Consider the following 17928-nt stretch of genomic DNA (forward strand, 5'->3'; position numbering starts at 1 on the left):
CGCGCTCAAACGGCCCCGCCGCCACGCCGTACGCCTCCCCGGGACCGCGCACGGCCGGGCGCGCCGCCAGGCCGTACGTTTTCATGGGCCGCGCTCAACCCGCCGTGCCGCCAGGCCGTACGTTTCGGCAGGCCGTGTGCTTCCGGCGGTCCCCGGACCACCTCGAAGGGGGGTCCCCTAGACCACCTCGAAGTCGGCCATCATCGCCATGTCCTCGTGTTCGAGGTTGTGGCAGTGCATCATGTAGCGCCCGCGGAAGCCCTCGAAGCGCACCAGGACCTCCACCACCTCGTAGGGGCGGACGTCGACGGTGTCCTTCCAGCCGCCGTCCGTCGCCGCCGGGGCCCTGCCGTCGCGTGACAGCACCCGGAAGTGGGCCAGGTGCACGTGCACGGGGTGGTGGAAGTCACTGGTGAGGCGCCAGATCTCGGTGGTGCCGAGCCGGGGGCGGGCCAGCGGGCTGCCGGGCCGGAACGGCAGGCCGTTGATCGTCCAGGCGGCCTCGGGGCCCTGCCCGGTCCTGCGGAAGTCGAAGGACCGCGAGACGGCCGCCGGGGGCCTGACGAGCGGTTCGACCTCCGCCAGGCGCCCCGGCACCGCGCTGTCCTCCCGGACCCTGCGGGCGACGCGGAAGCGCATCACGTCGCGCGTGGGGCCGGTGCCGAGGGTGTTGACCATCGTCACCTCGGTGCCGACCGGGTAGGCGGAGAAGTCGACGACCACGTCGAACCGCTCGGCGGGGGCCATCGTGATCGCCTCGTGCGCGACGGGGGCGGCCAGCAGCCCGGCGTCGCTGCCGACCTGGACGAACCGGCCACCGGGGGTCAGCTCCAGCCGGTAGCGGCGGGCGTTGGAGGCGTTGAGCAGCCGCAGCCGGTAGCGGGTGGCCGAGACCTCGAGGACCGGCCAGGGGGCGCCGTTGACCAGGATCACGTCGCCCTCGACGCCCTCCATGTAGGCGGCCTCGACCCCGGCGCTCACCAGCAGGCTGGGATCGACTGCCGGGTAGCGGAACGAGCCGTCCTCCTCGAACGCGCGGTCGCAGATCATCAGCGGGACGTCCCGCTCGCCCCTGGGCAGCGGCAGCGCGTCGTCCTCGTCGTCACCGATGATCATGAATCCGGCCAGCCCCCGCCACACCTGCGGGCCGGTGAAGTCCATCCGGTGGTCGTGGTACCAGAGCGTGGCGGCCCGCTGGTCCAGCGGGTACGCGTAGTCCCTGGCCCCGCTGTGCAGCGTCCACTGTGACGGGTCCACGAGCATGCCGTGGTGGGAGTGGCCGCCGGGCGGGGGCCGGAAGCCCCGGCCCTCGGCCACCACCAGGTCGGTGGGGTAGCCGTCGGAGCCGGACGGGGTGACCCCGCCGTGCAGGTGCGTGGAGGTCGGCACGGGCAGCTCGTTGCGTACCCGGACCGTGACGGGGCTCGCGCGCCGCACCGCGAAGGTGGGGCCGGGGAACGTGCCGTCGAACCCCCACACCTCGGTCGTCGTCCCCGGGATGATCTCCACCTTCGCGGGACGCTGGACCACCTCGTAGTGTCCCGGCCGGACGGGACGGGCCACGGCGGGGATCGGCAGCGGGACGGTGAACGGCCGGGGCGGCGGCAGCGCGCTGGACAGGACCTGGCCTGCGGTCTCGGCCGACACGGAACCGCATCCGGCCGCGGCCAGGCCCGCCACGCCGAGCGCGCCGCCCAGGAAGAGCCTCCTGGAGATCACGCCGCCACCCCCCGCCACGTCCAGGCGGTCATCGACACCGCCATGCCGAAGATCACCATCGCCAGCGGGATGTGCGGGGCGACCAGGCGCTCCATGCCCAGCACGACCTGGGCGTTCACCAGTACCGCCTGCAGGAGGCTCACCCCCAGCGGCCACAGCGGGCCGCGCCCGGGCCGCCACAGCGTGATCGCGGCGATGAGCTGCAGGCCCACCAGCACCGTGGTCACGGTGGCGCCGAGGCTGTGGTCGGCCAGCAGGTCCACCCTCCCGGTGACGAACATGCCGGCGGTGACCGCCTGGGCGAGCACGGTCACCAGGTGCAGGGTGGCGGTGACCCGCAGGGACCAGATGATCCAGGCGGGCACAGGGGCCCGGCCGGTCAGAGCGGGTGGGGAACTCATGAACACCTCCGTCGGATCGCGGTGTCCAGACTCCCGGCCGGGGACGCGGGCGTCGTCACCCCGGCGGAGGGGCTCGCCCGTACTCCCCGTGGCGTACGAGGGACCGGCCGCGTCCGGGCCGTACGACCGGGGGAGTAGACGTCGCCCCGCGTGTCAGGCTCCTGAGCCGTCGCCCGGAGGGCCCGGAGATGCCGGGCTCTTGACAACGGGGCAGTATCAGATGATAAAAAATCACAAGATGACAAACAGATAGCCGTAATATTTCATCTATGTGTCGCAAATAATTGATCACCACTGGTGTCCCGCTGTCGTGGGCCGACGCCGGGGTGAGTCCCTCCAGGTCCACGGGCAGGTGAAGCCCGGTGGCGATGGTGCGCGAATGGCCGGTTGAGGTCCGGCAATCGTCTCCACTGAGGCATGAAGCTCTCATCTCGGACTGTCATAACGCGTCATCCTCATGAACCGGTATGACACTGGTCCGCAAAACTGATGTAAACACTTGCGAAAGCCGCCGTATGCTTGCGGGCATGACGCGGAGGCTTGCCGAGGTGGCCAAGAGGGTCGGGATGAGCGAGGCGACGGTCAGCCGCGTGCTCAACGGCAGGCGCGGCGTCTCCGAGTCGACCAGGAACGCCGTGCTGACGGCGCTCGACGCCCTCGGCTACGAGCGCCCGACCCGGTTGCACCGCGACCGCGCCCGCCTGATCGGCCTGGTCTTCCCCGACCTGCACAACCCGATCTTCCCCGCGTTCGCCGAGGTCGTCGGCGGTGCGCTCGCCCAGCAGGGGTTCACCTCCGTGCTGTGCACGCGCACCGCGGGCGGGCTGCAGGAGGCCGACTACGTCGACCTGATGCTGGCCCAGCACGTCTCCGGCGTGGTCTTCGCCGGTGGCGCGTACGCCGACGAGGACGCCTCCCACGAGCACTACGGGCGCATCCTGGAGCGGCGCCTGCCCGCCGTCCTGGTGAACGCCTCGGTCGGGCACCTCGGTTTCTCCCAGGTCTCCTGCGACGACGTCACCGCCGCCGAGATGGCGGCCGGGCACCTGCGCGCCCTGGGCCACGAGCGTGTCGGGATGGTCCTCGGCCCCCCGGACCACATGCCCTCGCGCCGCAAGCTGGAGACCTTCGCCGCCTACGCGCGGGTCCACGGCATGGACTTCGGCGGCCATCTCGTCGAGCACGCCATGTTCTCGATGGAGGGCGGCCAGGCCGCCGCCGCCCGGCTGGTGCGGCGCGGCGTCACCGGCCTGATCTGCGGCAGCGACCTGCTCGCCCTCGGCGCGGTGCGCGCCGCCCGCCGCGACGGGCTGGCCGTGCCGCGCGACATCTCGGTGATCGGGTACGACGACTCGGCCATGATGAACCGCACCGACCCGCCGCTGACCACGGTGCGCCAGCCGATCGAGGCGATGGGCCGCGCGGCGGTGGACCTGCTGGTCGCCCAGATCGACACCGCGGCCCTGCCGGGGGGCGAGCTGCTGTTCGATCCCGAACTCGTGGTCCGCGCCTCCACCGCGCCGGCGGCGCCCAGGGCCATCCCGGCCTGACCGCCTCCGGACCCTCTGCCGGGATCGCCTCGACCGGCGTTTGCCCAGCTTGGAGCACCCTTCCCACGAACCCGGCCCCGGCCGCGCCCGCCTTCGCCTCCTGGGACGACTCCTCTAAAAATTTCGACAGGAAGATGACGTCGTAAAGCATCTTCTCGCAAGTAGATGACTCCACTCCGTGTCATACGCGTGTAGCCGCAGGTGGAGAGGGGTTCCCGCTCGCGGCGGGGGTGTTACGGGGGGATGGCGGACCGATCACTGTCACTTTTTTGCATCTGAATTGACGGGCTCTTGCTACTTCCTGCACGCCTCTATATGTTTCTCGCAACCGACCCGCCAAGGAGTGCCTCGGATGAAATCCCCCAAGCTCTCGATGCTGCTCGCCGCAGCCATCGCGCTCACCGCCGCCGGGTGCGGCAACGACGACAGCGGATCCCAGGCCGCGGAAACCAAGCCGAGTGCCGCCGGGGCCGACGCTCCGGTCACGATTTCCGTCGGCTGCCAGCCGCCGAAGAGCAACCCGCTGGAGCGGACCGCCTGGGACGAGGACGTGGCAGCGTTCAAGAAGCTGCACCCGCACATCACGATCGACAGCAAGGACGCCTTCCCCTGCATCAACCCGGACACCTTCCAGGCGAAGCTGGCCGGTGGCTCGATGGAGGACGTCTTCTACGTTTACTTCACCGACATCAAGAAGATCATCGCCGCCGGGCAGGCCGCCGACATCACCCCGTACATCGGCGACGTCAAGCTGCTGAACGACATCCGGCCCGACGTCCTCGCCACCTTCAAGGAGGGCGAGAAGCTCTACGGCCTGCCCAGGAACAACTACTCCATGGGCCTGGTCTACAACCGCAAGCTGTTCACCCAGGCCGGTCTCGACCCCGCCGCCCCGCCCAAGACCTGGGTCGAGGTGCAGGAGGCCGCCAAGAAGATCAGCGGTCTGGGTGCCGGCTACGTCGGCTTCGGTGAGTACAGCGCCGGCAACACCGGCGGCTGGCACTTCGCGGCCTCCCTCTACGGGCGCGGCGGCGAGATGGTCACCCCCGACGGCAAGGCCGCGGCCTTCAACAGCCCCGAGGGCAAGGCCGTCCTGGAGAACCTCAAGACCATGCGCTGGACCAACAACAGCATGGGCACCAAGCAGCTCCTCCAGTGGGAGGACCTGATGCGGATGATGGGCGGCGGCAAGCTCGGCATGATGATCGGCGCCCCCGACGTCGTCCAGGCCGTCAACAACGACTTCAAGGGCAAGTTCGAGGACTACGGGGTCACCGCCCTGCCCGAGGCCAAGGCCTCGCTCAGCGGCGGCGACGGCTACATGATCAACCCCAAGGCCACGCCCGAGAAGATCAAGGCCGCCATGCTGTGGCTGAACTTCCACGAGCTGACCCCCGGCCAGGGCCAGTTCAACTACGCCCGCAGCAAGCAGCAGGGCCGCCCCGTCGGCCTGCCGATCCCCGACCTGTACGGCGACACCACGCCGGGCAAGGAGATCATCGAGCTGCGCAAGGCGAACGCCACCGTGCCCGTGGAGAACTTCACCCCCTTCGTGGAGGGCTCCTCGGCCATCCAGAACAAGCTTGAGCCGCCGAAGTCGCAGGAGCTCTACGCGATCCTCGACGTGGCCATGTCGGCGGTGCTGACCAGGCAGGACGCCGACATCGACAAGCTTCTGGCCGACGCCGAGGCCAAGGCGAACAAGGTGCTGGCGAAGTCGAGCTGACCTTCTGACACCCGGGGTGCCGGCCCGTCGGCCGGCACCCCGACACTCATGTTGATATCGGGAGTCAACCGATGACCACAATGACCGTGAAAGGTCCACGGCGCCGAAAGCCGGGAGCCTTCCGGCGAGGACTGCGGCGCAACCTGACCGCCTACGGGTTCCTGTGCGGGGCGCTGATCTGTTTCGCCTTCTTCTCCTGGTACCCCATGGTGAGGGAGGTCCTGCTCAGCTTCCAGCAGACGAACTTCGTCGACGACCCCACCTGGGTCGGGCTGGACAACTTCCGTACCGTGACGGAGGACTCGGCGTTCGCCCAGGCGTGGATCAACACCCTCGCCTTCACCGGCCTGGCGCTCGTGTTCGGGTACGTCGTCCCGTTCGTGGCGGCGATCGTGCTGAACGAGCTGCGGCACGCGCGGGCCTACCTGAGGTTCATCGTCTACCTCCCGGTGATGCTGCCGCCGGCCGTCGGGGTGCTGCTGTTCAAGTGGTTCTACGACCCGGGCGCCGGCCTGTTCAACCAGATCCTGGACCTGGCGAGCCTGCCGGCCCTGAGCTGGCTCGACTCCACCGACACCGCGCTGATCTCCCTCGTCATCGTCTCCACCTGGATGAACCTGGGAACCGGCACGCTGATCTACCTCGCCGCGCTGCAGAGCATCCCCAGCGAGCTGTACGAGGCGGCCGAGCTGGACGGCGCGGGGCTCTTCAAGCGGGTCTGGCACGTGACGATCCCGCAGACCAGGCTCATCCTGCTGGTGATGCTGCTGCTGCAGATCGTGGCGACCATGCAGGTCTTCATCGAGCCGTACCTGCTCACCGGCGGCGGCCCGGAGAACGCGACGCTCACCGTCGCCTACCTCATGTACCAGTACGCCTTCAACTTCGGTGACTTCGGCGCCGGAGGCGCGCTCGGGCTGATGCTCATGGTCGTGCTGATGGTGTTCTCCGCCTTCTACCTGCGCCTGTCGCGGGACAACCAGAGCTAAGGAGGCAGCTGAGCCGATGTCGAACCTCACCGTTCAACCAAGTCGCCCGGCTCCCGTCCGGCCGCCGGAGCGGGGGTCCGGGAAGAAGACCGGGCGGCCGCGCAAGGCCAAGGAGCCGACCAGGGAGTTTCGGAGCCTGGTCTCCCCGCACACCCTCACCACCCCGCACGGACGGTGGATCTACCGCATCGTGCTGACCGGCGTGGTGCTCCTGTTCACCGCCGTGTTCGTGTTCCCGCTCTACTGGATGGTCACCGGCGCGCTCAAGACCCCGGAGGAGCTCGCCCAGATCCCGCCGAGCTTCTTCCCGACGTCGTTCGACTTCGGGGTGTACGCCGAGGCGTGGGACCAGCTGGAGCTGGGGACCTTCCTCACCAACACCGTCATCTACGCCGGTGGCGCCTGGCTGTTCACGCTGGCCATCGACGTCTCGGCCGCCTACGCGCTGTCGAAGCTGCGGCCGGTGCTGGGCAACGTGGTCCTGGGCCTGATGCTCGCCACGCTCATGATCCCGCCGATGGTCATCCTGCTGCCCGCCTACCTGACGGTCAAGGACATGCCGATCTTCGGCTGGGACCTGCTGAACACCCCGTGGGTGATCTGGCTTCCGGCCGCGGCCAACGGGTTCTTCATCTTCCTTCTCAAGCGTTTCTTCGACTCGATCCCCAGGGAACTGCTGGAGGCCGCCCAGATCGACGGCGCCTCTCCGGCGCGTATCCTCTGGTCGATCGTGCTGCCCGTCTCCCGGCCGATCCTCGGGGTGGTGTCCATCCTCTCGGTGGTCAACGTCTGGAAGGACTTCGTCTGGCCGCTGCTGGTGCTGCCGGACGGGGAGAAGATGACGATCAGCGTGGGCATCGCCTCGCTCTCGGCGCAGATGCCGCAGAACGTGCTGATCGCCTCGCTGGTGATCGCGAGCATCCCGACGATGATCGTCTTCTTCATCTTCCAGCGCAGCATCATGGCCGGTCTCACCGCCGGCAGCCTCAAGGGCTGACCTCGTCACCCACCTACAACTACTAAGGAGTTGTTCCAGCATGTCCGAAACGTGGTGGCGGGGAGCCGCGATCTACCAGGTCTATCTCCGGAGCTTCGCCGACGGCAACGGCGACGGCATCGGCGATCTCGCGGGACTCCGCGCGCGCCTGCCGTACCTCTCCGACCTGGGCGTCGGCGCGATCTGGCTCAACCCCTGGTACCCGTCGCCGATGGCCGACGGTGGGTACGACGTGGCCGATTACCGTGACATCGAGCCATCGTTCGGCACGCTCGCCGAGGCGGAGGAGTTCATCGCCGAGGCGCATGCCCTGGGTATCAAGACGATCACCGACATCGTCCCCAACCACGGCTCCGACCGGCAGAAGTGGTTCCTGCGGGCGCTGGAGGCCGGGCCGGGCTCACCCGAGCGGGAGCGCTTCCACTTCCGCGCCGGGCGCGGGGAGAGCGGCGAGCTGCCGCCCAACGACTGGCAGTCGATCTTCGGTGGCCCCGCGTGGACCCGGATCGCCGACGGCGAGTGGTACCTGCACCTGTTCGCCCCCGAGCAGCCCGACTTCAACTGGGACAACCCGGAGGTCGTCGAGGAGTTCCACGACGTGCTGCGCTTCTGGTTCGACCGGGGCGTGGACGGCATCCGGATCGACTCGGCCGCCCTGCTGGTCAAGGACATGGACAGCCTGGGCGGCGAGGAGGCCTACACCGACCTCGACGGCGTCCACGACGTCTACCGGGGCTGGCGCCGGGTGGCCGAGGAGTACGCCGACCGGATCCTGATCGGCGAGGTGTGGCTGCCCGACCAGGAGCGGTTCGCCCAGTACCTGCGCCCCGACGAGATGCACACCGCGTTCAACTTCGACTTCCTGGCGTGCACCTGGGAGGCGGCCGCGCTGCGCTGCTCGATCGACCTGACCCTGGCCACGCACATCCCGCTGGGCGCCCCGCCCACCTGGGTGCTGTCCAACCACGACGTGACCCGCCCGGTGACCAAGTACGGCAGGGCCGACACCTCCTTCAGCCACGCCGACCGCAAGCACGGCATGCCCTCCGACCCGGTGCTGGGCGAGCGCAGGGCCCGCGCGGCGGCGCTGCTGGCGATGGCGCTGCCCGGCGGGCTCTACGTCTACCAGGGCGAGGAGCTGGGGCTGCCGGAGGTCGAGGACATCGCCGACGAGCTGCGCCAGGACCCGATCTGGGTCCGCTCGGGCCGCACCGACCGGGGCCGCGACGGCTGCCGGGTGCCGCTGCCGTGGTCGGGTGACGAGCCGCCGTTCGGGTTCGGCACCGGGTCGACGTGGCTGCCGCAGCCGCTGGAGTGGAAGGCGCTGACGGCCGAGGCCCAGGCCGCCAACCCCACCTCCATGTTCACCCTCTACCGCACCGGGCTGCACCTGCGCCGCGAGCTGCTCGGCGACGGCACGCTGACCTGGCTGAGCGACGCGCAGGACGAGGTGCTGGCATTCCGCAGGGAGTCGGGCCTGGTCTGCGTGGTGAACCTCGGCGCGGAGCCGGTGTCCCTGCCCGAGCACGAGTCGGTCCTGTTGTCCAGCGGCCCGCTGGAGGGGGACCTGCTGCCCTCCGACACCGCGGTCTGGCTCCGTACGGCCTGACCCGTCCCTTCCCGGGATTGTCGACTCGGGGCCGCCGGCGTCCCGGCGGCCCCGGGCGCCCCTGACCGGCCGGACCCCGTCCGGCCGGTCAGGTGGCGCCGGCCACCCGCGAGGTCTCGCTCCGCCGGGTCTCCCCTTCCGGCGGAGCGCCCTCGCGACGCGGCCGCCCCCGAGGTCCCACCCCGCCCGGCACCGATCCCGGGCGGGTGTTTTTTATCCCCTTATCCCCGTCGGAGCCACCGGACACGGCGCGGCCACCGGGCGCGCCCTGCCGGTGCGGTGAGCGTCCGGAAGGCGGCGAGCCCCGCCAGGTCGCAGCCGATCAGCACGAGGGCGATCCCGCTCGCGGGCGTCCCGGCGGCGACGGCGGACGCCGTCAGCGCCGCCGCCACCGCGCAGAGACCGGCCACCACGGAGAGCCGCCTCAGCGTCGGCCGTCTCGGTGACGCGAGCGTCTCGCCGTGGACGATCCAGGCGATCTCCCCCAGCAGCCCGGCCGAGGTGACGGCGATGAGCACGACCCGCGCCGGAGTGAGCGCGGCCGGGGGGACGAAGGCGACGACCAGCCCGGCCAGCAGGCAGGTGATGCCGAAGTGGTACCACCTGCGGGTCCGGTCCGCCCAGATCAGGCACTGCCGCATGTGGTCGCGCTGGATGGCGCGCAGCGCCGGCAGAGGGGCGCCCTCCGCGCCGACGTGTTCGGGCCACCACATGGCGAGCTCCCCCGGTGAGACCTGGTAGCGGTGCGTCCAGACCGCGGCCTGCACGGAGGCGGCCATGCCGAACGCGCCCAGCGTGAGGAGGGTCAGCGCGACGTCGGGCCACCGGCAGAAGGCCTTGCCGTCCGCGAGGGGCTGCAGCAGTACGCCGATCATGGTGAAGCTCGACGCCGCGAGGAGGGGAGCCGCGAACCCTCCCAGGGCGGTGACGCTCGTGAGGTAGCCCATCGGCTCGGGAGGGTGCCAGGTCTCCACGGGGACGCGCCTAGGGGTGCCGGACATCCGGATCATGCCGTCCGTCGGCCCACCAGCAGATCCTGCACAGGGGTTTGCTCCCGGCCGCCCCGCCGAACCTCACCTTCGGGGAGGTGCCCGCCCGCCGGGCCTCGGTGGTGTGCTCCTCGCCCGGCGCCAGGCCGAGCACCTCGCGGATGGCCCGCCTCACCTCCTCGATCCGGGGGGCGGCGGTGTCGGGAAGATCGACTTCCAGCTCGTAGCCGTCGGGCGGATGGATGCTCCGGTCCCTGACGGTCCCTCCGTAGGCGGCGAGGACCTCCGCGAGGGCCTCGCCGGGATCCTGGCGCAGCAGGCGGACGAGGTCCTCGGCGCCCAGCGTGAACCGGATACGGGCGATCAGTCTCATGTCGGGGCTCCTTCGGATCGCGTGGGGAAAGCCGCCCGGGGTCTGCCGTACCGGGGTCTGCGGGGGGAGGGTGTGGGGGAGTCCGTCGCGGCCGGACACGTGTTTACCTGCCCGAGAGCCAGCCCCACAGTTTCTTCGCCCCGCTTTTCGCCGCCCGCACCAGTTCCGTCGCCGTGTCGACGACCTCCCGGATGAAGGGCTCCACGTATCCGATCGCCCGCTCGATGAGGACGGACTCGTACGACCTGGACTGTCTCGCGAAGTCCTCCAGGCCCCTCTGCCGCGTTCTGATGGCGTCCGCCTCCCGCTGGGCCGCCTCCTCGCGCCTCCGCAGAGCCTGCTCGCGCTCGTCGAGCCGTCTCTGCCGCAGGTCGCTCTCCGCAGGACGCCCCGGCCTGACCCCGTCGGCCTCGTGGTCGTCACCGGCTCGCGCGTCGCCGCGCGGGCGGCGGGGGCCGGACCGCCCGTTCGAGCGAAGCCGCTCTATCTCCTCCCGCAGTTCGGCGCGCTCCGCGCGCAGCGCGTCCATCTCCCTGCGGTGAGTGCTCTGCGCGGACTTGATTGACCTGTTCGTGCGTTCCTCCACCTGCCGGGCGGCCCGCTGCACCGCGTCGCGCCACGCGACCAGGGTGTCGCCGGGCAGTACGTCGAGGACCCGGCGCAGCAGGGCGAACATGTTCCACCCCGTCGCGGCGTCGTAGAACACGATCTGGTCCAGCGTGAACGTCCTGCGGTGGGTGCCTTCGACGATGCCCCTGAGGAACGCCTCGCGTGCCTTGCCGAGCAGCTCCTTCTCCTCCGCGAGCTGCGGGCCCGCCAGGCCGCAGACGTCGATGGGGCGTGTCGAGCCGTTGACCGTCACCGAGTACATCGACACGCGGTTGTAGGCGAACACCATCCGGAAGGGTTCGACGCCGCAGGACAGCAGGAGGTTGACGACCGCCAGGGTGGCGGCGTTGGCGGGCCGGTCCGGCCTGACGACGATGACGAACCCGTCCGCCTCGGCCAGGCGCTCACGGTAGATGTTCTTGAACTTCTTGTCGTACTTCTTGATGTCGCCCAGGCCGGGCAGGTCGATGAAGTCGATGGGCTCGCCCTGGGCGTCCCACTGGTGGGTCTTGGCCTTGACGGTGCCTCGCTCGTAGAGGCCGATCTCGGCCACCGGAGAGCCGAAGATCGTGTTGATGGTGGTGCTCTTCCCGGCGCCGGTCTCCCCGCAGATCAGGATCTTCGGTTTGCGCTGCGTGGGCAGCCGGTCGCGGTTCTTCTCCAGGTGCGCGAAGAACCTGTCGATCTCGTCCTGTGCCACGGCGGGCTCCCGCGCCGCCGTGGGGTCGTGCGTCTTGTCCGTCATCGGACGCCTTTCGTGAGGTGGGGTCGGGGGGCCGCCGTGTTCTCATTCGCCGGCGAGCCACCTCCGTACGCTCCTGACCAGGTCGGCGGCGATCTCGATGACGATGCCCAGGACGAACCTGACCGCCGTCACGATGAGCTCCTCCATCTCCAGGTCGTCCCTGTGCCGTACCGCGCGTTCGAGGCGGCGGCTGTAGGCGCCGTCCTGCTGGCGCCGTCGCTGGATCGCGTACAGGATGTCGTCGTCGCTGAGGGCGGCCATCGCGTTACTCCTTCGTGTTTCTTGTCTTTCGGAGCGGGATCTCGTCTCTCAGAGCGGGATCTCGGTGAGATCGAATGCCTTGACGCCGCGTTCCCCATCCCAGATCAGGAAATTTCCATACGTGCGGGCCTCGGCCACCGGCACATCGGCGAGCTTGTCCACGTCCCGCAGAACGCGCTGGAACCGGAAGACGGCCCGGGGGCCGAGCTTGTTCACGACGCCGACCATCAGCTGCGCGAGGTTGAACCTGAACAGCGCCGAGCAGGGGAGCACGCGGTGGTTGTCGCGCAGGCGGGAGAAGACCTCGCTGTGGGCCGGATAACGGGCCGAGTAGGCGTCGCACGACCGCTGGGAGAAGTAGCCGCGATAGTGGACGCCGCGCCGGTCGGAGCTGAGCCTGTCGTCGGAGACGGTGAACTCCCCGGTGTTGTAGGTGCTCGTGAGGAGCATGTCCTGGCGGGGTTCGAGGAAGACGCTCTCGTAGTAGGCGGCCTTCTCCTCAAGTCGGCGGACCAGTGCCCTGCCGGGGCTGAAGGAGCCGTGCCGCCCGCGCATGTCGAAGATCCACGGGGGAGGGGTCAGCAGGTCGGACTTGGTGAGGACGAAGGTCAGCTTGCTCATGAACAGCCGCCGGGTCTCGGCCGCGACCCCGTCCAGCAACCTGCCCAGGCACTGCTCGTCGTAGGCGGTGGAGCGGCTGTCGGCGTGGAAGGCCCAGATGACGACGTCGCACTGGATCAGCCGTTCCAGGTACATGGACAGGTAGGTCTCGTCGGCGGGGCCGGACTCGCCGATGCCCGGCATGTCCCAGAAGGTAAGCCTGTGACCTGCGGTGCCGGGTACCGAGACGGGCTCCGGCCGCCTGGTGACCGGCCGGACGTCGCCGACGGCGAGTTCGGTGCCGAAGAGGCAGTTCAGGAGTGACGTCTTACCCACACCCGTTTGTCCCATTATCGCGACACTTAATGGTCTGTCTGCCTCTGTATTTCTTTCGTGCCGAACATTCTCTCTGACCCTTTGCAGCTGATTCTCGTCCAGTCCGCCGATGGAAATATCGTCGATCTTGGCCATGGGTTCACCTCCTGTGGGATCGTTGTCGGGCGCTTCCAGCTGCTTTCCCCGGTTATCCCTACGATGCGGTGCACAACCTTGCGATTACCTTGCAGCGGAGGCATTCGCCGGAAAACGTGAGTCTCTTCCTGGGCGGTGGGCGTGACGAACTTCGAGATCAAAATGTTCGGTGCCGTCGACATCGTGACCGACGGGACGCCGCGGGAGATCACCCCGCAGTCGGCGAAGGTGCTGGCCATGCTGCTCTCGGCCCGCGGCCCGATCTCCCGCGACCACCTCGCCTCCGGGCTGTCGGAGCCCTCCTCCGACAGGTACGTCGAGGTGGCGCCGCCCGTCTCGCGCCTGCGCAGGATGCTGCGGGGAAGCGGCCTGGACATCTCACAGGCCAGGCGCTCGCACGGCTACGAGCTGGTCGAGGAGGTCCCTGGCCGCCTCGCCGCCGTCGTGGACGTCCGGCGCTTCGAGGCGCGCCTGCGCGAGGGACGGGCGCTGCTGGAACAGGGCGACCTCGCCGCCGCCCTGGAGACGCTGCGCGCGGCCGTCGGGGAGTGGGACGGCGAACCGTTCGGGTCGCTGGCCGGGACATGGACTCCGCCCAGGGTCTGCGAGAGCTACCGCGCCAGGCTGACAGACCAGCGCCGGGAGCTGATCAGGCTTGTCGCCCGCGTCGCCATCCGGCTCGACCACCTGGACGAGGCGGACTTCCTCGCCGACGAGGTCATCGCCGACGGGCAGGAGAACAGCGGCCCGCTGTGGCTGCTGCGCCTCATCGTCGCCCTCCGCGACGAGGGGACGGCCACCGCCGCGGAGATGATCGAGCGGCGTCGCGCGATCTCCCCCGGTGACGACGCGGTGAGCCGGGCGCGGGACCTGCTCCTGCTGCGCACGCACGGCCTCGGCCGCCCGCCCTCTCCCCCCGCGCACGCTCACGGGCGCGACAGCCCCCGGGTCCTCATCGGCCGCAGGGACGAGATTCTCGCGCTCTCGGCCCTGGCGGGCCGGCTGGGCCGGGGGGAGCCGGTGGCGCTGGCCGTCTGCGGGGTGGCCGGGGTCGGTAAGACCAGGCTGCTGAGGGAGCTGGAGGGTCTTCTGCCGCGCGGAGTACGCATGGTGACCGTCCCGTGCCAGGAGCTCGGCGACCTCCAGCCGTGGCGGGCGCTGGTCGGGACCCTCTGGGAGGACCTGCGGCGCGACCTGTCCAGCCCGGCCGCCCCCCTCGGCATGCGAGACCGCCAGACACTGGAGGGGCTGATGTCCGCGGGCGTCTTCGTCTCGCTCGGCGGCCCCGAACACGAACGCGACCCGCTGCGGCTGGTCGCCCTCCTGGTCTCCCTGCTGCGCCTGAGCGCCGGATCCGGCCTCCTGGTCGCCTTCGACGACGCCCACCTGCTCCGCCCCGACGCCGAAGAACTGCTGCACAAGGTGCGGGGGGCCCTCGGTGAGGTCCCCGTCGGCTTCGTGCTCACCGACCGTTCCGAGCCCGCGCGATGGCGGGAGCGGATGGACGCGCTGGCCCTCGCCGGGCTCCGGGCCTTCGAGGTCGCGGAGTGGCTGGGCATGACGTGGGGACGCGAACCGACCCGCGAGGAGACCGACCGGGCCGCACGCGAGAGCGGCGGGCTCCCGCTGGCCCTGTGCCGCGTCACCGAGACCGGCGCCCTGCACCGGGAGCCCGTACGGTACGGCACCGCCCCCACCCCCATGTTCCGCTGGCTCGCCGCGGCGGCCGTCACCGCCGTGGGCCGGGAGATCGACACCGTCCTGGTCGCGCGCATGCTGGAGCTCGACGCGGAGGAGGCCAACCGAAGGCGCGTGGTGGCCGTGACGGCGGGCACGGTCGTCGACCACCGGGGACTGCGCTTCGGCCACGACACCGTACGGGAAGGCCTGCTCCAGGAGCTGAGGCGGCACCCGGCGCTCGCCATGGAGCTGCACCGCGAGGCGTTCGAGATCCTCGGCGAGCGGATGAGGGGGGCGGACTGGATCGACCCGGCACTGCCGGTGCGCGTCGCCGAGCACGCCCGCTCCGCGGGGAGCGAGATCCCCCAGGATCGCGTCGCGGCGGCGTGCCTCGCCGCCGCCCGCACCCAGCAGCGTGGCTTCGCCACCGAGGGGGCGATCGCCTGGGCGCTGGCCGGGCTGGGGCTGCGGTGTGACGCCGAGACCAGGATCAGCCTGCTGATCACGCTGGGGGACGCCCACAGCGACGCCGGTGACCTGGAGGAGGCCGAGCGCCGCTACGCGCAGGCCCAGCGTGACGGCGAGAAGCTGCCCAGGCTCGCGGCGGTGGCGGCGATCCGGCTGGCGCGCCGGTGGTCGCCACCGGGACAGGCCGACCGGCAGCTGCTGCACATCCTCGGCGGCAGCCTGGAGGCGCTGCGTGACGACACCGGAGACGAGGCGGCCTCGCTACGCCTGCAGCTGCAGGCGCATCTCGCCCACAAGCTGACGATGGCGGTCAGCGACAGCCTCGACCCCACGTACGCCAGGCTGCGGCCGGGGGTGGAGCTGGCCCGCGAGACGTTGCGCGAGCTGGAACGGACCGAGGCGGGACCGCTCATCCGCTGCGAGGTGCTGAACGAGTGCAGGTGGGGCCTGTACGACTTCGCCCCGCCGCAGGAACTGCTGGGCATCGCCGAGCGGCTCGACCAGGCCAGCGTCCGTGCCTCCTCCGCGCACTTCCGGGGTGAGGCCATGGTCGCCCTCGCGATCGACCAGCTCCGGCTGGGCCGCCTGCGAGCCGCCGCCGGCACCGTGGCCGAGCACCGCGAGTACGTCGCGCGCAACCACCGGGTCTTCGGCTCCTGGCTGCAGAGCACCCTCGACACGCTGATGGATCTCTGGCAGGGCGAGTTCGGGCGGGCCGAGGAGCGCATCCTGGCGGAGTCGCGGCGGCTGGAGAGACCCGGCGAGAGCGGGGCGATCTTCGCCGGGACCCTTCGGCAGACCCTGATGGGGCAGCACTACTGGCTGCTGCGCGAGCGAGGACGGCTGGGGGAGCTCTTCGGATCGGAGCTCGCCAGGCAGGTGGTCGAGTTCGAGTATTTCCTGATCTGGCGCGCGGGCCTCGTCCTGGCGCTCTGCGAGACCGGCGCGCACGAGGACGCGAAAGACCGGCTGGGGGCCTTCTTCCGCGAGACCTCCGACCTCGCCGCGCTGCCGCCCGACGGATGGTCGGTCCCGACGCTGGCCCTGCTGGCCGAGTCGTGCGCGATCCTCACCGAGGCCGGTCACGGCGATCCGGAGCTGGCCCGCCGCGTCGCCCTGGTGCGGGAGCGGCTGTCGGCCCATCGGGGGCAGGTCGCGCTCGCCGGATGGCCGTCGGTCCTGCTGGGGCCGACGGATCGCCACCTCGGGCTGCTCGCCCTCGCCGAGGGGGACCCCGACGAGGCGCTGCGGTGTTTCGCCGAGGCGTTCCTGCTCGCGGACGCGGCCCCTCCGCTGATGGCGCGCCTCAACCTCGACCGTGCCAGAGCGCTGCGGGCACGGGGCGACACAGACTCGGTACGGGAGGCCGCCAGCCTGCTCCGCCGCGCGCTGCGCCTGGCCGAGCGGCTGGGCATGGCCGGGGTCGCCGCCCAGGCACTCTCGCTGCTGTGACTCTTTGTCCTATTTTGATCTACTTTGTAAAGGGCGGGGTCCTGAGCGCCCTCGCCGCCAAGGCGACAAAAAGCGCCAGCAGGGCGGGGATGGCCAGCGCGCGGGGCAGGCCGACCAGCTCGGCGGCGCCGCCGATCAGCACGGGCCCGCTGAGGAATCCCACATATCCCAGGCTCGCCACCCGGGCCAGCGCCTTCCCGGCACGGGCCGGGTCGCGCCTGCCCGCCGCGGAGAAGACCTGCGGGACGATGCAGGACAGGCCCGCCCCGAAGCAGCCGAACCCGATCACCGCGGCGACCTGGTTTCCGGCGAGCAGGCCCAGGCCGAGCCCGGAGGCGGCCAGCGCCCCGCACGCGCGCACCAGGTTGACCGGCCCCAGCAGGGTGGCCAGCCTGTCACCGGCGAGGCGGCCCGCGGTCATCATGATCGAGAAGGCGGCGTAGGCGGCCGCGGCGAACCCGTCGGAGCTGTTGAGGCTCTCGCTCAGGTAGACCGAGCTCCAGTCGGCCGCGGCCCCCTCGCCGATCATGCAGCAGAAGGCCAGGACGCCCAGCAGGAGCACCCCGCCGCCCCCGCCGGACGCCGGTCCCGTCTCGGCGGGGGCGCTGTGCGCGGTCAGGGACAGCGCCCAGCGGGCGGCCCAGAGCGCGAGCGCGACGACCACGGCGGCGACCGCGGCGAACGTCGCCGCCGGGCTGAGCGCGGCCTGGGCGAGCAGCCCTCCCGTGGCGGCGCCGAGAAAGCCGCCGATGCTGAACACGGCGTGGAAGGACGACATGATCGGGCGGCCGGTGGCCTGTTCGATCTCGACGGCGTTGGCGTTCATCGCCACGTCCAGCGTGCCGTGCACCGCGCCGAAGGCGAACAGCGCGACGGCCAGACCGGCGAGGTTCGGCATGAGGGCGGGCAGGATCAGCACGAGACTCTGGGCGAAGGCCATCGGCAGCATCACCTTGACGCTGCCGTAGCGGTCGACCAGGCGGCCGACCACCTGCATGCCGGCGATCGCCCCGGCGGCGATGCCGAGCAGCCCGACGCTGAGCTCGCCCTCGCTCAGCCCCAGCCCCTGTTTGATCGACGGGATGCGCGCCGTCCAGGTGCCGATGGACATGCCCGAGAGCAGGAAGAGCAGGTAGACCGCCACCCGGCCGCGGAGCAGCGCGGTCCGGTCGAGGGTGGTGACGCGCATGGGGGAGGGCTCCAGTCAGACGGTGCGGATCGGGGGAGGGCGGGCGAGCCGTGCGCCTCCGGCGTGCATGGCCGCCGAGCACGGGCTCCGGCCGGACGGG

Annotated in this window: 14 protein-coding genes; 6 read left to right on the forward strand and 8 right to left on the reverse strand. The window is 70.7% G+C overall.

Going from position 1 to position 17928, the window contains the following annotated elements; genetic code table 11:
* Positions 1 to 177: 177 nt before the first annotated feature.
* Together ACW9TB_RS33580 and ACW9TB_RS33585 are read right to left on the reverse strand one after the other, a co-directional pair.
* Positions 178 to 1719, reverse strand: coding sequence for a multicopper oxidase family protein (locus ACW9TB_RS33580; RefSeq protein ID WP_472752127.1), 1542 nt, complete (start codon positions 1717 to 1719; stop codon positions 178 to 180).
* A complete protein-coding gene (locus tag ACW9TB_RS33585; RefSeq protein WP_472752128.1) occupies positions 1716 to 2120 on the reverse strand; it encodes a hypothetical protein in 405 nt (134 codons plus the stop codon). The genes ACW9TB_RS33580 and ACW9TB_RS33585 overlap by 4 nt, the downstream gene beginning before the upstream one ends.
* Positions 2121 to 2635: 515 nt before the next feature.
* On the opposite strand from ACW9TB_RS33585, the gene ACW9TB_RS33590 reads away from it, so the two are divergent.
* From ACW9TB_RS33590 to ACW9TB_RS33610, 5 genes are all read left to right on the forward strand, one after another.
* Positions 2636 to 3670, forward strand: a complete 1035-nt coding sequence (locus tag ACW9TB_RS33590) for a LacI family DNA-binding transcriptional regulator (protein ID WP_472752129.1) — start codon at positions 2636 to 2638, stop codon at positions 3668 to 3670.
* A 352-nt stretch (positions 3671 to 4022) separates the two neighbouring features.
* Complete coding sequence (locus ACW9TB_RS33595; protein ID WP_472752130.1) at positions 4023 to 5396, forward strand: ABC transporter substrate-binding protein; 1374 nt, start codon at positions 4023 to 4025, stop codon at positions 5394 to 5396.
* Positions 5397 to 5467: 71 nt separating this feature from the next.
* A complete protein-coding gene (locus ACW9TB_RS33600; protein WP_472752131.1) occupies positions 5468 to 6385 on the forward strand; it encodes a carbohydrate ABC transporter permease in 918 nt (305 codons plus the stop codon).
* A gap of 16 nt (positions 6386 to 6401) precedes the next feature.
* On the forward strand, positions 6402 to 7382 hold the full coding sequence (locus ACW9TB_RS33605) for a carbohydrate ABC transporter permease (RefSeq protein WP_472752132.1): 981 nt from the start codon (positions 6402 to 6404) through the stop codon (positions 7380 to 7382).
* Positions 7383 to 7422: 40 nt separating this feature from the next.
* Positions 7423 to 8991, forward strand: coding sequence for a glycoside hydrolase family 13 protein (locus ACW9TB_RS33610; RefSeq protein WP_472752133.1), 1569 nt, complete (start codon positions 7423 to 7425; stop codon positions 8989 to 8991).
* Between the two features lie 221 nt (positions 8992 to 9212).
* Here the strand turns inward: ACW9TB_RS33610 and ACW9TB_RS33615 are convergent, their stop codons facing one another.
* The 5 genes from ACW9TB_RS33615 to ACW9TB_RS33635 all read right to left on the reverse strand — a co-directional run bounded on the left by ACW9TB_RS33615 (position 9213) and on the right by ACW9TB_RS33635 (position 13039).
* Positions 9213 to 9992, reverse strand: a complete 780-nt coding sequence (locus ACW9TB_RS33615) for a hypothetical protein (RefSeq protein ID WP_472752134.1) — start codon at positions 9990 to 9992, stop codon at positions 9213 to 9215.
* Positions 9976 to 10353, reverse strand: coding sequence for a hypothetical protein (locus tag ACW9TB_RS33620; protein WP_472752135.1), 378 nt, complete (start codon positions 10351 to 10353; stop codon positions 9976 to 9978). Before ACW9TB_RS33620 ends, ACW9TB_RS33615 begins: the two co-directional genes overlap by 17 nt.
* A 103-nt stretch (positions 10354 to 10456) precedes the next feature.
* A complete protein-coding gene (locus tag ACW9TB_RS33625; protein ID WP_472752136.1) occupies positions 10457 to 11707 on the reverse strand; it encodes a GTPase family protein in 1251 nt (416 codons plus the stop codon).
* 42 nt (positions 11708 to 11749) lie between these two features.
* Positions 11750 to 11968: a hypothetical protein gene (locus ACW9TB_RS33630; protein WP_472752137.1), complete on the reverse strand. Its 219-nt coding sequence runs from the start codon at positions 11966 to 11968 to the stop codon at positions 11750 to 11752.
* 48 nt (positions 11969 to 12016) lie between these two features.
* Positions 12017 to 13039 carry a GTPase family protein gene (locus tag ACW9TB_RS33635; RefSeq protein WP_472752138.1) on the reverse strand — a complete coding sequence of 341 codons (1023 nt, stop codon included), beginning with the start codon at positions 13037 to 13039 and terminating at the stop codon, positions 12017 to 12019.
* Positions 13040 to 13180: 141 nt separating this feature from the next.
* Between ACW9TB_RS33635 and ACW9TB_RS33640 the strand changes: the two genes are divergently transcribed.
* Positions 13181 to 16639: an AAA family ATPase gene (locus tag ACW9TB_RS33640; protein WP_472752139.1), complete on the forward strand. Its 3459-nt coding sequence runs from the start codon at positions 13181 to 13183 to the stop codon at positions 16637 to 16639.
* A 19-nt stretch (positions 16640 to 16658) separates the two neighbouring features.
* Here the strand turns inward: ACW9TB_RS33640 and ACW9TB_RS33645 are convergent, their stop codons facing one another.
* Positions 16659 to 17828: an MFS transporter gene (locus tag ACW9TB_RS33645; protein ID WP_472752140.1), complete on the reverse strand. Its 1170-nt coding sequence runs from the start codon at positions 17826 to 17828 to the stop codon at positions 16659 to 16661.
* Between the last annotated feature and the right edge of the window lie 100 nt (positions 17829 to 17928).

This window comes from Streptosporangium sp. H13245 (assembly GCF_055690525.1).

Bases quoted from the DNA above. Each gene is read 5' to 3' on its own strand.
- ACW9TB_RS33585 (WP_472752128.1), bottom strand. From the start codon at position 2,120: ATGAGTTCCCCACCCGCTCTGACCGGCCGGGCCCCTGTGCCCGCCTGG.
- ACW9TB_RS33590 (WP_472752129.1), top strand. From the start codon at position 2,636: ATGCTTGCGGGCATGACGCGGAGGCTTGCCGAGGTGGCCAAGAGGGTC.
- ACW9TB_RS33595 (WP_472752130.1), top strand. From the start codon at position 4,023: ATGAAATCCCCCAAGCTCTCGATGCTGCTCGCCGCAGCCATCGCGCTC.
- ACW9TB_RS33600 (WP_472752131.1), top strand. From the start codon at position 5,468: ATGACCACAATGACCGTGAAAGGTCCACGGCGCCGAAAGCCGGGAGCC.
- ACW9TB_RS33605 (WP_472752132.1), top strand. From the start codon at position 6,402: ATGTCGAACCTCACCGTTCAACCAAGTCGCCCGGCTCCCGTCCGGCCG.
- ACW9TB_RS33610 (WP_472752133.1), top strand. From the start codon at position 7,423: ATGTCCGAAACGTGGTGGCGGGGAGCCGCGATCTACCAGGTCTATCTC.
- ACW9TB_RS33615 (WP_472752134.1), bottom strand. From the start codon at position 9,992: ATGTCCGGCACCCCTAGGCGCGTCCCCGTGGAGACCTGGCACCCTCCC.
- ACW9TB_RS33620 (WP_472752135.1), bottom strand. From the start codon at position 10,353: ATGAGACTGATCGCCCGTATCCGGTTCACGCTGGGCGCCGAGGACCTC.
- ACW9TB_RS33625 (WP_472752136.1), bottom strand. From the start codon at position 11,707: ATGACGGACAAGACGCACGACCCCACGGCGGCGCGGGAGCCCGCCGTG.
- ACW9TB_RS33630 (WP_472752137.1), bottom strand. From the start codon at position 11,968: ATGGCCGCCCTCAGCGACGACGACATCCTGTACGCGATCCAGCGACGG.
- ACW9TB_RS33635 (WP_472752138.1), bottom strand. From the start codon at position 13,039: ATGGCCAAGATCGACGATATTTCCATCGGCGGACTGGACGAGAATCAG.
- ACW9TB_RS33645 (WP_472752140.1), bottom strand. From the start codon at position 17,828: ATGCGCGTCACCACCCTCGACCGGACCGCGCTGCTCCGCGGCCGGGTG.